Genomic DNA, 16,544 nt, shown 5'->3' with positions numbered 1-16,544 from the left:
CCCGCATTTGCGGGCTTTCTTTTTAGTTAAGCTCAAAGCGCACACCGAGTTTTCGTCATTGAACGGCGGTTTTTGGATATACGTACGAGGCTAAACATCTGAAAGTAAAATGGTATATCCCGAGCTAACGTTTAATGCTTGTGCTGTTTTGCGAGAAATAACAGCTATTTCGTCTTGTTCTTCGGTTTCTGCCATCATTGCATAAAAAGGCTGGCTTAACGTGGCGACAAGCGTCATTTTACTCTCGGTGCCGCGCCTTGTACCTTCGCAAACTTTTATTCTTACTTGCTTTGTTGATTTGACAGTTTTTAGGCTTAAAACTTCAGCTTCCATACTTGGCGCACCATCAAAAATATCGATGTAGTTCGTGAATTTAAACCCTTCTTTTTCAAGCATTGCCATAGCGGGTTGGCCGTCGTTATGTGGTTTACCAATAGCCAACTGAGCCTCTTTGGGTAACATATTTACATACAGCGGAAGTTTAGGCATTAAATCAGCAATAAATTGATTTCCATTTACGGCGCCATATAAATCCGCTTCAGCGTATGTCATAGGAAAAAAGTGACGTCCGACGGCATTCCAGAAAGGCGAGTCCCCATGCGTATTTACATAGCCTCGTAGATCGGCCATGACCTGCTTTGGAAATACATGCTGATGTAAACCCATAAAAAGGTAGCGTACTTTTGAAAGTAGTTTTCCGTTGAAGTGTTTTCTGTATTCAGGCAGTAAGTAGAGCGATGCCACTTCCGCGTAGCCCTCAAAATGGTGACTTAGGTGCAGTATGTCATGGGTGTAGTGTGCGCCTAGTGATTTATTTCGCTGTGCGACTTTTTCTCGTTTGTAACTATAAAAACTGTCCTCTTTTCCTAATTCACCAAAAATTGCAGATGTACCAATAAGCTTGCCAGTTCGAAGGTCCTCCAATACAAACAAAAGGTAGTCTGGACGCTCTTGACGCATAAGTTTTTGTTCTTCTCTAATTGAACGCTTTAATTTGTTATCAAGCGTTGCTCTATCCGGTGGGAAGGTTGTCATACCTGGCGATGCAGCTTCAGCTAACGCAAGCAAGCCTTCCAAGTCATCACCTTTTGCTAGTCTCACGCGGGTGTCAAAGCTGATGTTATTAGTCGTAGTTTGTTCAGCGCCAATCGTTTTACACTCAAGGTGAATACCCGCGACCATGCAGCGAACGGAGCCTCCTCCCATTTCAATAGTAGGCACTGCGATGGGAAGTAAAGTAAGATCGCTGGGTAGTAAAGCTAGTTGCTCTTCGTTCATTGAACTAAAAGCAGTGTCTGATATAAGTAATAAACGTTTTCCATTGCTATTCAAAAGCTCTAGGCAGTTTCCGGCAAAACTATTCACTTGTTCTTCGCTAATTTCGATGACGTTTTTACCCGTCTCCTTAAGTGTTGAAAGCACCACATTTTTGTCGCTTTCTTCTATCATGCTAGTAGCAACAATGGCAAAATCACTGCCCACACACATCATTACGTTGGTGTGGTAAATCGCCGTACCAGCAGTATCAAAGGCGCTAAAACATATAGGCGTTAAACCAATAGCTTTACACGCCGATATTACAGCTCTCTTATTGGCTCGTTGGGATAGGCAAACATAGGCTAGCGCGTTTACATGGTCGATCACCATAGCCCCTGTACCTTCAACAATATCTCCGTCTTCTTCAAGGAAAGATAAATCTTTAGCTTGCTGTACGATATAGTGTTGCTGCAGATAACTGACAATATCGTCACGACGCTCCGCTCGGCGGTTTTCACAGTACATAGGGTAGGTGACAAGCAAACCGTTGGGATGTGTACTTAACCAATTATTTGGAAATACGGCATCGGGCGTGTTTTCCCCTTCTGTTTCAAACACCTCTACCGTTATGTGGTTCATACGTAAAGTGCGAACCATCTCATCAAATTCCGCACACGCATTTTTTGATATTTCCGCTCTATTTCTTCCCGTCGATACAAGGGGCTTCTGAAAACTATTGTCTTTGGCTGTTTGTTCGTTGGGGCGAAAGGCACAGGGGCGTACCATTAAAACGGAATTTGGTGTAGTTAATCGTGAGTTTTTGATGTGACTGGCTTGCATATAACGTCCTACAGCCCTTAGCTGAAATATTTCCACTGAAAAGAGCGTGTATTTTATTCTCTGGCGAATTCACTTAACCATGCTCAAGGTGTTGCAAGTTGTTATTTAGTTTAAGCATAATGCTCAATTGTTTTATCATTATGCTTTTCGCTAATTAGTCTTGGATAATGCGTTAATGACTCGACGATTTGTTTATCTATTGGGGAAACGACCATGTATGTAGATTTAGATGCGAAAGATCGCGAGCTTCTCGATATATTGAAGCGCGATGCGCGAACACCTGTAACCGTGCTAGCTGAAGTCCTCTCGTTATCGCGAAATACGGTGCAAAAACGAATCGACAGGTTAGTAAATTCGGGGGTGATCGACGGTTTTACTATTCGTGTTAACGAGCAGCTGCAACCAGACAAAATAAAAGCTCTTATGTCAGTCGAGCTTGAAGGGCTTAGTACAACACAGCTTATTAGTAAGCTTAGGCAGGTGAATGGTGTTGAGCGGTTTCATACTACAAACGGAAATTGGGATTTACTTATTGTTATAACCGCCGAAAGTCTCGCGCACTTAGATGGCATTTTAAAAGAAGTGCGCGGCGTTAAAGGCGTGCTTAATAGTGAGACGAGTATTATTCTGTCTACTACTGAAAAATAGTGTGTACGCCTTATCAGTCTTAGCAGCTATTGTCGCCATTTATCCATCGATTTACATCATCACTTAAATTTAAGTCTGTGCCCAAGTTAAACTCACCTTCTCGAACAGATACCTCGCTGCCGTAGGTTGAGTGGGTAACGGTGACGTGTAAAAAAGGATATTGCGGGGTGCTCCCTTCTTTACGACTGGCCGTGAGTTTGTAGCCGTTTTGTATTGTATACGTGTTTACGACTATATCGCTATGGATTGGCTGATGCAGTGTGGACCAGCATCGGTTTGCATTGTATTCAATGCGCTCAACTATTTTTTCAGGTTCTTGGTTGGTGGAAATAGAAGAGGTCGGCAAGATCACCATGCAGCCTGAAGCAAACGCCGTTATACAACTTGCAAGTATTGCGTGGTTAAATGAGCGGCTGAACATTCTGCAGCGTTTAATTTTCATCATAAGTCCCTCTAATCGTTATAATTATATTCGTAAGGACTTTATATTAGCTTATTTGTATAAACAGTGGCTGAACAGAATACTGCTAGCGTTCACCTTGACTCTATCGCTTTGCAAATTAATTAAATTTCGGGCTTGCCAGTGGGGATTGCCGATTCTTTTTCGGTGAGATGTGACTTCCAACGCTGCTGTGCAACGTGCGCTTTCACCAGTTCTAAGCATTCGTTTACAACGTTAAGTACTTCTTTATCAAGTGCATCGGCGGTAGGGGTATAGTCGTGCATGCCGACTGAAATGAAATGGTCGATGCGCTCTGCGTCTAAGTCGCTTAACAGGTTAACTAGCGATGTGGTCACGATATCGGTGACTGACTCTTCCAACGTATTTTCAATGGTTTTGCCGATAACAGGTAGGTAATGCAGGGAAGAAACTTGTGCATTACTTCTCACCGCTTTACCCACGCTCTTGCGCACGTGCTCCCGTATCACCTCGCCGTGCTCTTCGCTTTGAATTGACTGACCTAAATGGTTTATAACGCCAGCCATCCATTGGGTAATGACAGGACGGCGGGGGGCCAGTACCTGTGCGTTGATATCGTCTAATAAAGGCGAACCTGCTGAGATGTCTTTTTGCGCATCGCTGAGCACTTTTACAACAATTCGGTCGCTTAACTCTTCAACAAATACATCGTAGTAAAACGCAAAAAAGCGAAAGACCGCGGTTTGATTTAAGTCGATGATTTCGAATTTGTGCAGGCGGTGCAAAATAGAAAATATGCGCAAGAAACGAAATAGGCGGGTAGGTCCAGTAGGGATTAGACCTATGATGTCGTACCAATGCAAAAACGGAAAAAAGTACCAGCGTAAGTGTTCTTTACGCACAATAGCTACAACCCACCGGAAGCAAAATTCGCTGAAGAAAATGGCGATAAACACCAAATCGACCAACAAAAAGTTGTTGTGAACGGGATCGTAAGCACTAAGAAAAGCGGGAAAATACGTGCCCAATAGACCATAGACAAAGTCGGTGGCGTATAAGGCGTCGAAAATGAGCCATGTTAGGTTCACAAAAAGTATACCTAACATGACTAAATCTAAGATTAACCAAGGCGTTTCATGACTGTTTCGCAAATTTTCTCGGTTAATTCTTAGCATTTCCTTATCCTGTATTCTGACTTAAAGCGTAACGTAAATGCAGTTAGGCATGAACAGTATTGAACTTTAAGTATTAAAGGTTAGCTTGATGCGTTCAACCTTGTTACGTCTACATAAAGTTTTAGCTTCTGACCAGGTTGTAAATAGCGCTTGGTATTAAGTGAATTCCACTTGCCTATGTCGCTTACTCTAACATTGAACTTGCTGGCTATACGAGACAACGAATCGCCATTTCTTACTGTGTAGGTCACTTTTTTGGTAACACCGTCTTGCGCTTTACCTTCCTGCCAGATAACTAAGGTTTTGCCAGGGTGAAGCATATCGCCAGGGGCCATACCGTTCCATTTAGCTAACTGTTTAGTGCCTATATTGTACTTACGGGCAATATCCCAAAGCGTATCACCAGATTGTACGGTATGACGTACTTTTTGCTTAGACGTGTTGCCGTTCTGCAAGCTGGCTAGACGCTGTTCCTGAGATAATGTGTAGCTGTCCAGTTCTTGAAGTGCTACTGGTACCATTATCGCTTGACCCACGCGGATCATGGACGAGTCTAGCTCATTCACTTTTTTAAGAACTTTCACGGTGGTGTGATACTGCTTTGCGATTTTACCTAAACTGTCGCCGGGCTTCACCGAGTGGCGCACCCAGTTCAATCGCTCTTTTTGATCAATTTTAGCCAGTGCTTGAGAGAACGCAGCAGCCTTATCAAGGGGAAGTATTAATCTATGTGGTCCTTCTGGTGACGTTGCCCAACGATTGAACCCTGGGTTTAACCCGTGTAGTTCTTTTAAAGACATACCAGCAAGTTCGGCGGCAAACGCTAAATCGACCTGTGAGCCGATATCAACAACTTCGATAACCGCTACATTCTCAACTTCAGGCCACGCATACGCATATTCATCTTTATTTTTTAGAATATCAGCCAGCGCAAGCAATTTAGGCACGTAAGCACGTGTCTCTTTGGGTAAATTTAAGTTCCAAAAGTCGGTAGGTTTACCCGCGCGTTTGTTAGCTTTAATAGCCCTTTGAACGCGGCCTTCGCCACTATTATAGGCGGCAAGTGCGTGCAGCCAATTACCATCAAACATTTCGTTTAGATAGGTTAGATAGTCAAGTGCACCTTGAGTAGACGCAACAACGTCTCGACGTCCGTCATACCACCAATTCTGTTGCATACCAAAGCGCTTGCCTGTGCCAGGAATAAACTGCCACATTCCAGCCGCTCGGCCATGGGAATAAGCAAAGGGATCGAAAGCACTTTCTACTATTGGTAAAAGCACAAGCTCCATCGGCATGTCGCGCTTTTCAATTTCTTCGGTAATGTAATAAAGAAAAGGCTTGGCACGTTTTACAACGCGAGCCATATACTCTGGGTGCTTCAGGTACCATTTACGCTGTGCGCTAATGCGTTTGTCGTCAGGGATAGGTAAGGCGAAATTCGCACTTGCACGTTCCCATACGTCAGTAACCACCGCCTGCGTATGCATATCCGGTGTATCGGTAAGCTCAGCGCCTTCTTCTAGCGTATCATCATTGGGGTGAACAACATCAATAACGCCGTCTCTTGCAATTTCACAATCAGAAATGGCTTCTTCGTTGTTATGAATTTCACTGCACGCTTCTAGTGAAGCGGTTTCGTTACTTTCTAATTGTGCATTGTCGTTATTATTATCGGTTAACTGACAACCCGTTAAACCTAGCGCCAATATCAGTGGCGACAGTGGGAAAAACTTCAACTGCATATATGAAGAAACCTCGTGGAGCACTGCAAACCGACCATTTTACGATAATCGGCTTACTTTTGCATCAAAACTCATCTTTCCAGCGGCGAACTGCAGCAAATACCGCTACATCGTCAGCCAGGTTATTTTCGCAATAGGCTTCGGCAGCAGTTTTCACAGAAAGTTCATGAGCCCGTAAAAATGGGTTTATGTTTTTTTGCTCTTTGAGATTACTTGGTAGTGTAGGCTGACCTTGAGCGCGTTTTTCTGCCACCCACTGTGCGTAGTCACACAGCGCTTTATTGTCTGGCTCTACGGCTAAAGCAAACTGGACATTAGCCTGAGTGTACTCATGTGTACAGAACACTTTCGTGGTGTCGGGCAGTCGCTTTAACTTATTCAGTGAATGATGCATTTGCTCTGGCGAACCTTCAAACAATCGTCCGCAACCTGCTGAAAATAACGTGTCGCCGCAAAACAATGCGCCATGCCCGAAGAAAGCAATGTGATCAAGGGTATGACCTGGCACTTCCATTACTTGCAGCGCCATTTTAAAAACAGGTAGCGAGACAGTATCGCCTTGAGAAACAGATTTAGTTATTCCTCTTATGTGATTGCCTCTTGGGCCAATAACTGGCAAATCTGGTACTGCAGATACTAATTTAGCAATACCACCTGTGTGGTCTCTGTGGTGATGAGTGATGAGAACTGCGCTCAGCGTTAAGCCTTTGGCTTTAATAAAGGCCAACACTGGCTCAGCATCACCTGGGTCGACAACAATAGCGCTACTCTCGTTATAAATACACCAAATGTAATTGTCGGTAAAAGCGGGAATAGGATGAATGGCTACGCCTGAAGGAAGTGTTTCTGCCGTCATAAGAGTACCTGCTTGTGTAGGTAGAATTATGCGTTACTATAGGGACTTGTGAAGAGCAGAGCAACCTAAGAGCGCGCAGTGTTAATGAGATCGGCGTTTAAAGCCAAACCGCCACGCTACCCTACAAGTTGGAATGATTTCCCCGCCGGAGAGCACATTCGACATGCGGTCAATGCAGTTTGTAGCGATTATGCTGAGCGAATTTTTGGGTATCACTTTGCCAAACTAGGCTCGCTAAGTGCCGATATAAATCTCGATACCAGCCCAATTCGACACCACATCAATCACGTTCCGTTTAATGACCTAGCTAGCGAGCAGCCACACCACAATGAAGCGAAAGAGGGCTTTCCCAATCACAATGCATCGGGTATATCGTTAGGCGGTGATAAACGCGAACCGAAAATAAGTAGAGAAAACACGGTAGTGGGGCAGTCGCACTGCTTACCTTTCGCCGAAAACAGCATTGATGGCTTTCTACTTGCTAATGAATTAGATTTTGCGCAAGACCCTCACGAAATATTAAGAGAAGTAGACCGCGTTATTACACAAAACGGTTATGTGATCATAAGTGGCTTTAACCCCTTAAGCCTCGCCGGAATTGCCAAATTTCTACCTGTTAAGCGCGGAAATATCCTACACGATGCACGCTTTTTTACGTCCTATCGCATTAAAGATTGGCTTCAGCTGCTGGGATTTGAAATTGTTGAACAACGTCAAGTGATGTTTTCAACGCTCTTTTTTCAACAAAAATGGAAAGGGGCGGTTAAGCTTCAAGACTATTTAGCATCTTACTTGCCATGGTGCAGTGCGGTGTACGTAATACTCGCGAAAAAGCGGGTTATACCCATGACCGCAATAAAACCCAAACGCAATTTGAAGCCGCGTTTTTCCGCGGTGGGCGCCAGTGTAAGGACCTCTACGATGAATCGCACGCTGCGCTAGTATTGTTAATGAGTATGCCATGTGCAGAGAGAGCACGCCAAGCTCTTAACTTGAAAGCAGCGACAGACGCTAACCATCTTCTATATTTACCAAGATGTTGTAATTAAAACGGATGGCTTTCGCGTTTTTTAGCAAGTTTGAAAGGGGAATAGGAGATAGCATAGACTGCTATCTCCTAACTGAGACGTTAGTCGTTACTCGTTTTATAGAGGTGCACATCTCGTTGTGGATATGGGATGCTAATACCTTCTTCGTCAAAAGCTTTTTTAACTTTTTCCTGCATATCCCAGTAGTAAGGCCACAAGTCATCTGTGGCGACCCACGGTCTAAACATCAGATCGACTGAGTTATCGCCTAATCCGCCTACACAAATTCTTGGTGCAGGGTCGGTTAACGAGCGCTCATCTTCTTCAAACAGACGCTGCAACACCTTCTTTGCTTTATCGATATCGTCATCGTAGCCTATACCAAATGTCATGTCGCAACGGCGTTTATCATATACGCTAACGTTAATTAACGTGGCATTAGATAGGCTGCCATTGGGAATAACTATGCGCTTATTGTCAAAAGTGTTAAGTACAGTATAAAGAATTTGTATCTCTGACACTGAGCCTAAATGACCCTCTGCTTCAATGGTGTCACCCACTTTAAAGGGTTTAAAAATCAGTATTAGCACACCGCCAGCAAAGTTCGCCAGGCTGCCTTGTAATGCCAGACCAATAGCTAAACCTGCTGCACCTACGACGGCAATAAATGAGGTGGTTTCAATGCCTATCATTGAGGCAACTGAAATCAACAGCATTACTTTTAGCACCGCACTGATAAGTCCGCACAGAAACTTATTTAACGTGGGATCCTTTTTACCTAGCCGATGATCTAATAGGTTTACAAAACGATTCACTAACCAGAGACCCACCACCAAAGTAAGAATAGCCAACAACAATTTGGGGGTGTAAGTCATCACCAGTGATATAGCTTTTTCGGTTAATTCCGATAAATCGATATTAGTCCCGAAGAAATCTTCCATAAATACCTCTTTTATTAATTAACCACGTTGATTACGTTAAAAAAAGAGGGTTAGATCGCCTTGATTCAAACCGAACGGAACTGCGCTGTTTTTTGACAAGAATTTTCTAGCCGATTTGCCTTATGCAGATAAGGTTAGTGAGTGGGTAAGTAATTAGTGAGTGAGGAGTGTAGGATGATAAGGCTTATTAGCATACCAAGTTACGTGCTTGCACCTTGATTCTGGTTATATGATTTTTGCTTTATAAATCTAAGCGCCGCTTTGACCGCCCAATAAAAAGGTGACATCCCGTCGCGTTATAGCGCTGAATGTCACCTTACTTTTAAGGGGGCGCTTTACAGCTTACTTAACACGCATACCCGGCTTTGCACCTTCGTGCGGCTCAAGAATGTATAGCTCGTCGCCACCAGGGCCCGCGGCTAATACCATGCCTTCACTCATGCCAAAACGCATTTTACGAGGGGCGAGGTTCGCTACCATTACCGTATGTTTACCGATTAGGGCTTCAGGCGAGTAGGCCGACTTAATACCTGCAAAAACTTGTTTAGTTTCGCCACCTAAATCTAGCTCTAAACGTAAAAGTTTGTCAGCTTTCTCTACGTGTTCAGCTTTAGCAATACGTGCAATACGTAAATCTACCTTGGCGAACTCATCAAACGAGATAGTGTCGCTAATAGGGTCTTTAGCAAGCGGGCTGTCTGGGTCGATAGCCGGTGCTGCTGGCGCTAGGCTTTCTTTTGAATCTTCAACCATGGCGTCGATTTTCTCCATTTCTACACGCTGCATCATCGGCTTAAATTTGTTGATGGCGTGGCCTTTCAATAGGGTTTGCAGTGAATTCCAGTCGAACTTATCGTTTAAGAATTCTTCTGCTTTTTCTGCAAGTACTGGCAGTACAGGCTTTAAGTAAATCACCAACAGACGGAACATGTTAATACCTAGCGAGCATACATCGTGTGTGAACTGCTGCTTAGTCTCGTCTTTAATGGTTACCCAAGGTGCATTGTTATCAATGAACTGGTTCGCTTTGTCAGCAAGGGCCATGATTTCGCGCACGGCTTGGTGGTACTTACGCTTCTCGAAAAGTGCAGCAATGCTCTCTGACGCGTTTTGGAACTCTGCAATAAGCTCTGGCTCAATCACATTGTCAGACAATTTGCCGTCGAAACGCTTAGTGATAAAGCTTGCACAGCGGCTTGCAATGTTAACCACTTTACCTACCAAGTCTGAATTCACTTTTTGTGCGAAGTCAGTAAAGTTAAGGTCGATGTCGGTAACACCGTCGCCCAACTTAGACGCAAAGTAGTAACGCAGATATTCTGGGTTCAGATGGTCAAGGTAAGTACGGCCTTTAATAAACGTACCGCGCGACTTTGACATTTTCGCGCCGTTTACGGTGACGAAACCGTGAATATTTACACCAGTGGGCTTACGGTATCCCGCACCTTCTAGCATCGCAGGCCAGAACAGGCAGTGGAAGTAGGTAATATCTTTACCAATAAAGTGATAAAGCTCAGCCTCTGAGTCTGCTTTCCAGAAGTCATCAAACTCTAGATTGTTTTGGTCGCAGAAGTTTTTGAAACTTGCCATGTAGCCAACAGGCGCATCTACCCACACGTAGAAGAACTTGTTCGGCGCACCTGGAATTTCAAAGCCAAAGTAAGGCGCATCACGGCTGATGTCCCACTGTTGAAGACCTTCAGTAAACCATTCTTGCAGCTTGTTAGCCATTTCTTCCTGCAGGGCACCTGAGCGGATCCACTCTTTTAACATGCCTTCAAATTTTGGCAGGTCAAAGAAGAAGTGCTCAGACTCACGTAGTACTGGTGTAGCACCCGATACTACGCTGCGAGGGTTTTTCACTTCTGTTGGGCTATACGTTGCGCCACATACGTCACAGCTGTCGCCGTTTTGATCTTCTGCGCCACAGCTAGGGCAGGTACCCTTAACGAAACGGTCTGGCAAGAACATTTCTTTTTCAGGGTCGAACAGCTGATTAATGGTGCGTTTGCTGATGTAGCCCGCATTATCTAAACGGGTGTAAATTTCTTCACACAGCGCCTTGTTTTCTGGCGAATGGGTTACATAGTAGTTGTCGTAATCTACGTGAAAATCAACAAGGTCTTGGTGATGTTCAGCACGCGTTCTTGCCACCATTTCTTCTGGTGTAATGCCAAGCTCTTGGGCTTTAAGCATAACCGGAGTACCGTGTGCATCGTCGGCGCAAACACTGTAACATTCGTTTCCGCGAAGGCGCTGAAAACGAGTCCAGATGTCGGTTTGAATGTGTTCTAGCAAATGACCTAAGTGAATAGAGCCATTTGCGTATGGCAACGCACTGGTTACCAGAATTCGGCGTTTTTCTGACATAATGACGTTATTGATTCTTTGCGTTTCAAAATGGCTGCAAATACTAGCGGAAAACCGCGTTTTTTGCATTACGTAATTCACACAATTCTACTACTAGTAAGGCATTTTATGTTCTTTTCTCGCAAAGCAGAGCCGGCAACTCAAAAAGTTGCTGTAATTTTGGCCAAGTATTTTTCGTTAGATGTTGAAGATACCTTGCCATGGTGTGCTTTTAGCCAGCCAGAAAATGAAGATGCCGGTGTGACAGTTACTTTGCCGTTTTGTATTGCTACACAGCTAGACGCGCTCAAACAAGAAGTGCTTAACCAGCTAAAAGGGAAGCTTGGCGATGAGCTGCTTACGTTTAAACAAAACGTAGCGAGTGGAGAAACTGAAGTAGCACCGGTCACCAACATTAAAAACATCATAGCGGTGGCCTCTGGCAAGGGCGGCGTAGGTAAGTCGACAACCAGTATTAATTTAGCGTTTGCGCTTATGCAAGAAGGGGCGAAAGTTGGGATTTTAGATGCCGATATTTATGGGCCGTCTATTCCCATTATGTTGGGCAACCCCGATGCGCACCCTGAAAGCGAAGATAATAAGCACATGCAGCCCCTTATGGCACATGGGCTAGTGGCGAACTCAATTGGTTACTTAGTGCCTCAAGAAGACGCGGCCGTATGGCGAGGGCCCATGGCTAGCAGAGCGTTAAAGCAATTATTAGATGAAACCCTATGGCCTGTGCTGGACTACTTGATTGTAGACATGCCACCAGGTACAGGCGATATCCAACTGACAATGGCGCAACAAGTACCGCTGACTGCTTCTGTAGTAGTTACAACGCCGCAAGACTTAGCGCTAGCCGACGCCCAAAAAGGCATAAGCATGTTTGAAAAAGTGAACGTACCTGTATTAGGGCTTATTGAAAACATGAGTTACTACCAGTGTAGAGCCTGTGGTACCAAAGATTATGTGTTTTCAAAAGACGGTGGCGAGGCGCTGGCCGAACGTCACGGTTTGCCGCTTTTAGGTCAGCTGCCGCTTGATATCCATATTCGCGAGCATGGCGATGCCGGCACGCCTTTGTTAATTACCTCGCCTGAAAGTGCATTGAGTGAAAGTTATCGCGAGGCTGCTCGCGCCCTGTCTATGCAATTGGCTTTTACTGTTGCGCCACGAAAAGGGGTAGTTAAACACATTAAGGGCAACCCTATTGGCATTGTTGGTAAAGAGTAACTAGCTTGAAATATCTAGGTAACAAATATCAGGAATGCACATCGGATAGGTAAATTCAGACAGGTGTAGTAAAGGTGAATTATAGTCAGGTTCGATTACTTAAATTTAAAATTTGATAAAACTATACGAAAATTGCGCAAAAGCAGATAAAACAAGCCTTTGAGCAGTTGAATGCATGCGGCGACATACGCATAATAGCGGCCTAACGAAATGAGGAATACACCATGCGCTTGTGCGACCGCGATATCTACCAACATCTGCAAGATGGAAAAATTAAAATTGACCCTACACCCAGCTATGATCAAATAAGTGGTGTAACGGTAGATATCCGCCTAGGTAATAAATTTCGCGTGTTTGAAGATCACCAAGCGCCGTTTATCGATTTAAGTGGGCCGAAAGCACAGGTTCAAGAAGCGCTTGACCATGTTATGAGCGATGAAATTGAACTAGAAGAGGGTAAAGCCTTCTTTCTACACCCTGGGGAGCTAGCGCTTGCCATTACCCACGAGTCAGTAACCTTGCCTGACAACATCGTAGGTTGGTTAGACGGGCGTTCTTCGCTTGCGCGTTTGGGCTTAATGGTTCACGTGACCGCGCATCGAATAGATCCAGGCTGGTCGGGCAACATCGTTCTTGAGTTTTACAACAGTGGTAAGTTACCGCTGGCGCTTCGCCCTAAAATGAAAATAGGGGCGCTTAGCTTCGAAGTGTTGTCAGCGCCAGCTGAAAAACCGTACAACGCAAGAGTGGACGCTAAATACAAAGGCCAAGCAGGCGCAGTTGCAAGCCGAATCTCGTCAGACGACGAGAGTAAATAAAAGAAACCGTCTTAAAAACACGTTTTTTTCGCAAAAGCGTAGTGCGTTTCCCGCTAATTACTGATAGAAAATATAAGAGCAATAACTAGCACTTATAATAAAGCTATTAGTAACGGGAAGCGCAATGCACACAAACTCTGAACCTTCTTCAGAAACTCTACAACGAAAGCCAACACGTAAAAACAGTATAATTCTATTTGCCTTTATCGCTTCAGTACTATGTGGCTTGGGATTGTGGGCTATTGCTCAGCCCAGCGAGATCATTTTTACCGCAGCAATTACGCTATTTGTCGCTGTGCTCTGGGTGACTGAAGCGCTCCCCATTCCCGCTACCTCACTTTTACCCTTCGCGCTATTCCCGCTATTTGGTGTGTTGTCTCACAGCGAAGCTGCCTCTGCTCTCGGAAGCCACGTTATCATTCTATTAATGGCTGCTTTCATGCTTTCAAAAGGGTTGGAGCGCGCTAACTTACACAAGCGTTTCGCCATTTACATGTTGCGTATAACGGGCAGCGGCAGCCCGCTCAAGCTGGTACTGGGCTTCATGTTAACAACTGCAGTACTCAGTATGTGGATTAGTAACACGGCAACAATCCTAATGATGTTGCCAATGGCTATCGCTATTATCAACGCAGTAGACAATCCGCGATTTGGCGTGGCGCTTATACTTGGTATCGCTTATTCGGCAAGCTTAGGTGGGGTAGGGACACCGATTGGGACGCCACCTAATATTATCTTTATGAGCGTGTATGAAGAAACCCAAGGTATTGAATACAGCTTTATCGACTGGATGAAAACAGGCGTACCAATCGTAATACTAGGCGTACCTATTATGGCCTTATGGTTAGCGCGCGGTATTAAACAAGTGGGGAACATCGATTTACCTGTCCCAGGCACATGGACAAAAGCCGAGAAGCGTGTTCTTGCTATTTTTGGCACTGTCGCTTTAGCTTGGATTTTCAGACCTTTTTGGACTGCTTGGATAGGCATAAGCACAATAAGTGACAGTACTATTGCCGTAGCGGGTGTTGCTGCTATGTTCTTTACAAACAGCGGAAACGATAACGGTGAAGTAGACGAAAAAGGAACCAACGACAAACTGCTTGATTGGAGAACCGCAAACGATATTCCGTGGGGCATGTTGTTATTGTTTGCCGGCGGTATTTGTATAGCCAAAGCATTTATGTCATCAGGCTTAAGTGTTCTTATGGGAACATGGCTAACGGGACTTTCTACGCTTCCTGTTCTTCTATTGGTACTTGGAATTTGCTTGTTCGTTACCTTCTTGACGGAAATTACCTCTAACACGGCAACATCTACACTACTAATGCCAATTCTAGCGGCCGCAGGTATGGCTGTGGGCGTAGATCCTAAGTTGTTGATGATCCCCGCGGCAATTAGCGCAAGTTGCGCTTTTATGCTGCCAGTAGCTACAGCGCCTAACGCCATTGCATACTCAACGGAAAAGTTCGACATTAAAACTATGGCCAGAGAGGGTGTGGTGCTAAACGTGTTAGTTGCACTGGTAGTCACTGGGGTGTGTTACGTTACGCTGGCCTAGTTTGAACGCGCTTTTGTGAAGGAGATACGCCAATCTCTCTTTTAAAAGCCTTTGAAAAAGAAGCTTCCGTTTCGTAACCATATTGGTTTGCAATGGTAATTAACGGCTTGTTGCTTTGGATTATTTCTGTGCAGGCACAACGCAGGCGCCATTGCGTTAGGTATTTAATTGGAGTTACGCCTGCACAGGCTTTGAACTTTGCTGCGTAGTTAGATTTAGACATATTCGCAATACTCGCCAGCATTTCTACGTTCCAATGTTGTTCAGGCGCGTTATGCAGCGCTTGAAGGCTATTTGCTATGGCCGGATGCAGTAGAGCCCCTAAGGTTGATGAGTACTTGCTCATTAAATGCTTCACAATCAAAAGGAATACAACCTCAGCGATTTTGTTTAGCAGAACCGACGAAGTGAAGGTTGAGTCCGACACTTCTAACGACGCGCTGATAAGTAACTGCAGACTTTCATGTAGCACTCTACTTTCTTTTGATGTTTTTTTAATTATCCAAAATTCTGGCAGTTCTTTTGTTATTACTCTCATTAAAGGGTGCTGATACTCGAAGTAACCGCAAAGTAGCACCGGGCCTTCAGCTCCTAGTTTCTCGCTAACAGGAATAGAGCTTGCGCTAACATTTTTGTAAGTGTGAGTTTTTGTAGGACTTAAAAGGTGTGGGCTATCAACAGGCAGTAAAACCATGTCGCCTTTTTCTAACAGAACTGGGCCGTCGTCGTTACGGTGTAAGTAGCATTGACCGTGAGTTACGGCGTGAAAATTAATAAAGCCGGTGCCAGAAGTGTCAATTTGCCAGTTACCGCAATATTGTCCGTTGTGAAATACATTGGTGGTTATTTGAAGTTGGTCAAAAAGGCTTTCTAAATTTTTCATGGTGTTTTGGACAAGTATTTAAGCGTTTGGAGCATGTTTGTATAAGACCGAAGTACGTACCATATTCTTCGAACTTATACAGAGATAGTGTGAAAACACTCGAAACACCAATGTGGAGAAGAAATAGCATGAGAGTATTCTTAAAAGGTAGTTTATTTGCAGTTTCACTAATTGCTAGTGGCGCGGTATTCGCTGGCGTTGATACAGAGACCGACGAAAACGGAATTATTTTAGCCGGGCACGACGCTGTAGCTTATTTTACTGAAGGTAAGCCAGTGCTGGGTAAAGCGACTATAACGGCTGTCCACAACGACGCTATTTACCGATTTTCATCGCAGAAAAATAGAGACATGTTTGTAAGCAACCCAGACAAATACGCACCAGCTTACGGCGGCTTTTGTGCCTACGGCGCAACGTTTGGTAAGAAATTTGAAATAAACGGCAAAGCGTTTGAAATTGTTGATGGCGTACTTTATGTGAATAAAGACGAAAGTGTATACAAAGCATGGGCTAGGAACATTCCTACTCATATAAATGAGGCGAATGAAGAATGGCCAGAAATCAAAGATGTAAGTGCAGACGACTTGTAATAAGCTTCGTTTTAGTTGGGTTTTGTTTACCAAATAATCGTTTAGGCGGTTATTTGGTTTTTTTACATTGCAAAGTCGTTGAAATTGAGTAGACTTGTCGGCTCTTTCGGTCGGTGTGTAGCGCAGCCTGGTAGCGCACTGTCATGGGGTGTCAGGGGTCGGAGGTTCAAATCCTCTCACACCGACCAACTTCTCT

Annotated in this window: 14 protein-coding genes and 1 tRNA gene; 7 read left to right on the top strand and 8 right to left on the bottom strand. The window is 44.4% G+C overall.

Annotation, left to right across the window (positions count from 1 at the left end; translation table 11 throughout):
* Positions 1-90: 90 nt before the first annotated feature.
* Positions 91-2,097: a citrulline utilization hydrolase CtlX gene (gene ctlX / locus ACFI6L_RS08470; protein ID WP_202285787.1), complete on the bottom strand. Its 2,007-nt coding sequence runs from the start codon at positions 2,095-2,097 to the stop codon at positions 91-93.
* A gap of 213 nt (positions 2,098-2,310) precedes the next feature.
* On the opposite strand from ctlX, the gene ACFI6L_RS08465 reads away from it, so the two are divergent.
* A complete protein-coding gene (locus tag ACFI6L_RS08465; RefSeq protein ID WP_014949919.1) occupies positions 2,311-2,745 on the top strand; it encodes an Lrp/AsnC family transcriptional regulator in 435 nt (144 codons plus the stop codon).
* A gap of 19 nt (positions 2,746-2,764) precedes the next feature.
* On the opposite strand, the gene ACFI6L_RS08460 is transcribed toward ACFI6L_RS08465, so the two are convergent.
* The 4 genes from ACFI6L_RS08460 to gloB form a co-directional block, all read right to left on the bottom strand.
* Positions 2,765-3,190, bottom strand: a complete 426-nt coding sequence (locus ACFI6L_RS08460) for a halomucin (RefSeq protein WP_231514300.1) — start codon at positions 3,188-3,190, stop codon at positions 2,765-2,767.
* A gap of 119 nt (positions 3,191-3,309) precedes the next feature.
* A complete protein-coding gene (locus ACFI6L_RS08455) occupies positions 3,310-4,341 on the bottom strand; it encodes a hypothetical protein (protein ID WP_014976870.1) in 1,032 nt (343 codons plus the stop codon).
* An 80-nt stretch (positions 4,342-4,421) separates the two neighbouring features.
* On the bottom strand, positions 4,422-6,086 hold the full coding sequence (locus ACFI6L_RS08450) for a lytic transglycosylase (protein ID WP_014976869.1): 1,665 nt from the start codon (positions 6,084-6,086) through the stop codon (positions 4,422-4,424).
* Positions 6,087-6,150: 64 nt separating this feature from the next.
* On the bottom strand, positions 6,151-6,942 hold the full coding sequence (gene gloB, locus ACFI6L_RS08445; protein ID WP_039225290.1) for a hydroxyacylglutathione hydrolase: 792 nt from the start codon (positions 6,940-6,942) through the stop codon (positions 6,151-6,153).
* Between the two features lie 84 nt (positions 6,943-7,026).
* On the opposite strand from gloB, the gene ACFI6L_RS08440 reads away from it, so the two are divergent.
* Positions 7,027-7,884 carry a class I SAM-dependent methyltransferase gene (locus ACFI6L_RS08440; protein WP_202285835.1) on the top strand — a complete coding sequence of 286 codons (858 nt, stop codon included), beginning with the start codon at positions 7,027-7,029 and terminating at the stop codon, positions 7,882-7,884.
* A gap of 187 nt (positions 7,885-8,071) precedes the next feature.
* Here the strand turns inward: ACFI6L_RS08440 and ACFI6L_RS08435 are convergent, their stop codons facing one another.
* Both ACFI6L_RS08435 and metG read right to left on the bottom strand, forming a co-directional pair.
* Entirely contained in the window at positions 8,072-8,911 is an 840-nt protein-coding gene (locus tag ACFI6L_RS08435; protein ID WP_039225292.1) for a mechanosensitive ion channel family protein, read from the bottom strand.
* A gap of 342 nt (positions 8,912-9,253) precedes the next feature.
* The gene (metG, locus tag ACFI6L_RS08430) at positions 9,254-11,281 is read right to left on the bottom strand and encodes a methionine--tRNA ligase (RefSeq protein ID WP_014976866.1); all 2,028 of its coding nucleotides are present in this window, start codon (positions 11,279-11,281) and stop codon (positions 9,254-9,256) included.
* A 108-nt stretch (positions 11,282-11,389) separates the two neighbouring features.
* Here metG and apbC point away from each other — a divergent pair, with 108 nt between their 5' ends.
* The 3 genes from apbC (at position 11,390) to ACFI6L_RS08415 (ending at position 14,875) form a co-directional block, all read left to right on the top strand.
* The gene (apbC, locus tag ACFI6L_RS08425) at positions 11,390-12,496 is read left to right on the top strand and encodes an iron-sulfur cluster carrier protein ApbC (RefSeq protein WP_202285789.1); all 1,107 of its coding nucleotides are present in this window, start codon (positions 11,390-11,392) and stop codon (positions 12,494-12,496) included.
* Positions 12,497-12,720: 224 nt separating this feature from the next.
* Positions 12,721-13,314: a dCTP deaminase gene (gene dcd, locus ACFI6L_RS08420; RefSeq protein WP_014976864.1), complete on the top strand. Its 594-nt coding sequence runs from the start codon at positions 12,721-12,723 to the stop codon at positions 13,312-13,314.
* Positions 13,315-13,438: 124 nt separating this feature from the next.
* On the top strand, positions 13,439-14,875 hold the full coding sequence (locus ACFI6L_RS08415) for an SLC13 family permease (protein WP_462573778.1): 1,437 nt from the start codon (positions 13,439-13,441) through the stop codon (positions 14,873-14,875).
* Here the strand turns inward: ACFI6L_RS08415 and ACFI6L_RS08410 are convergent.
* Positions 14,862-15,758 carry an AraC family transcriptional regulator gene (locus tag ACFI6L_RS08410; protein ID WP_462573777.1) on the bottom strand — a complete coding sequence of 299 codons (897 nt, stop codon included), beginning with the start codon at positions 15,756-15,758 and terminating at the stop codon, positions 14,862-14,864. The genes ACFI6L_RS08415 and ACFI6L_RS08410 overlap by 14 nt on opposite strands.
* 128 nt (positions 15,759-15,886) lie before the next feature.
* On the opposite strand from ACFI6L_RS08410, the gene ACFI6L_RS08405 reads away from it, so the two are divergent.
* Entirely contained in the window at positions 15,887-16,348 is a 462-nt protein-coding gene (locus ACFI6L_RS08405) for a YHS domain-containing (seleno)protein (RefSeq protein ID WP_462573776.1), read from the top strand.
* 111 nt (positions 16,349-16,459) lie between these two features.
* Positions 16,460-16,536, top strand: a tRNA-Pro gene (locus tag ACFI6L_RS08400).
* Positions 16,537-16,544 lie beyond the last annotated feature (8 nt).

This window comes from Alteromonas sp. G4i35 (genome assembly GCF_054960375.1).
This window is presented reverse-complemented; position numbering and strand designations above follow the sequence as displayed.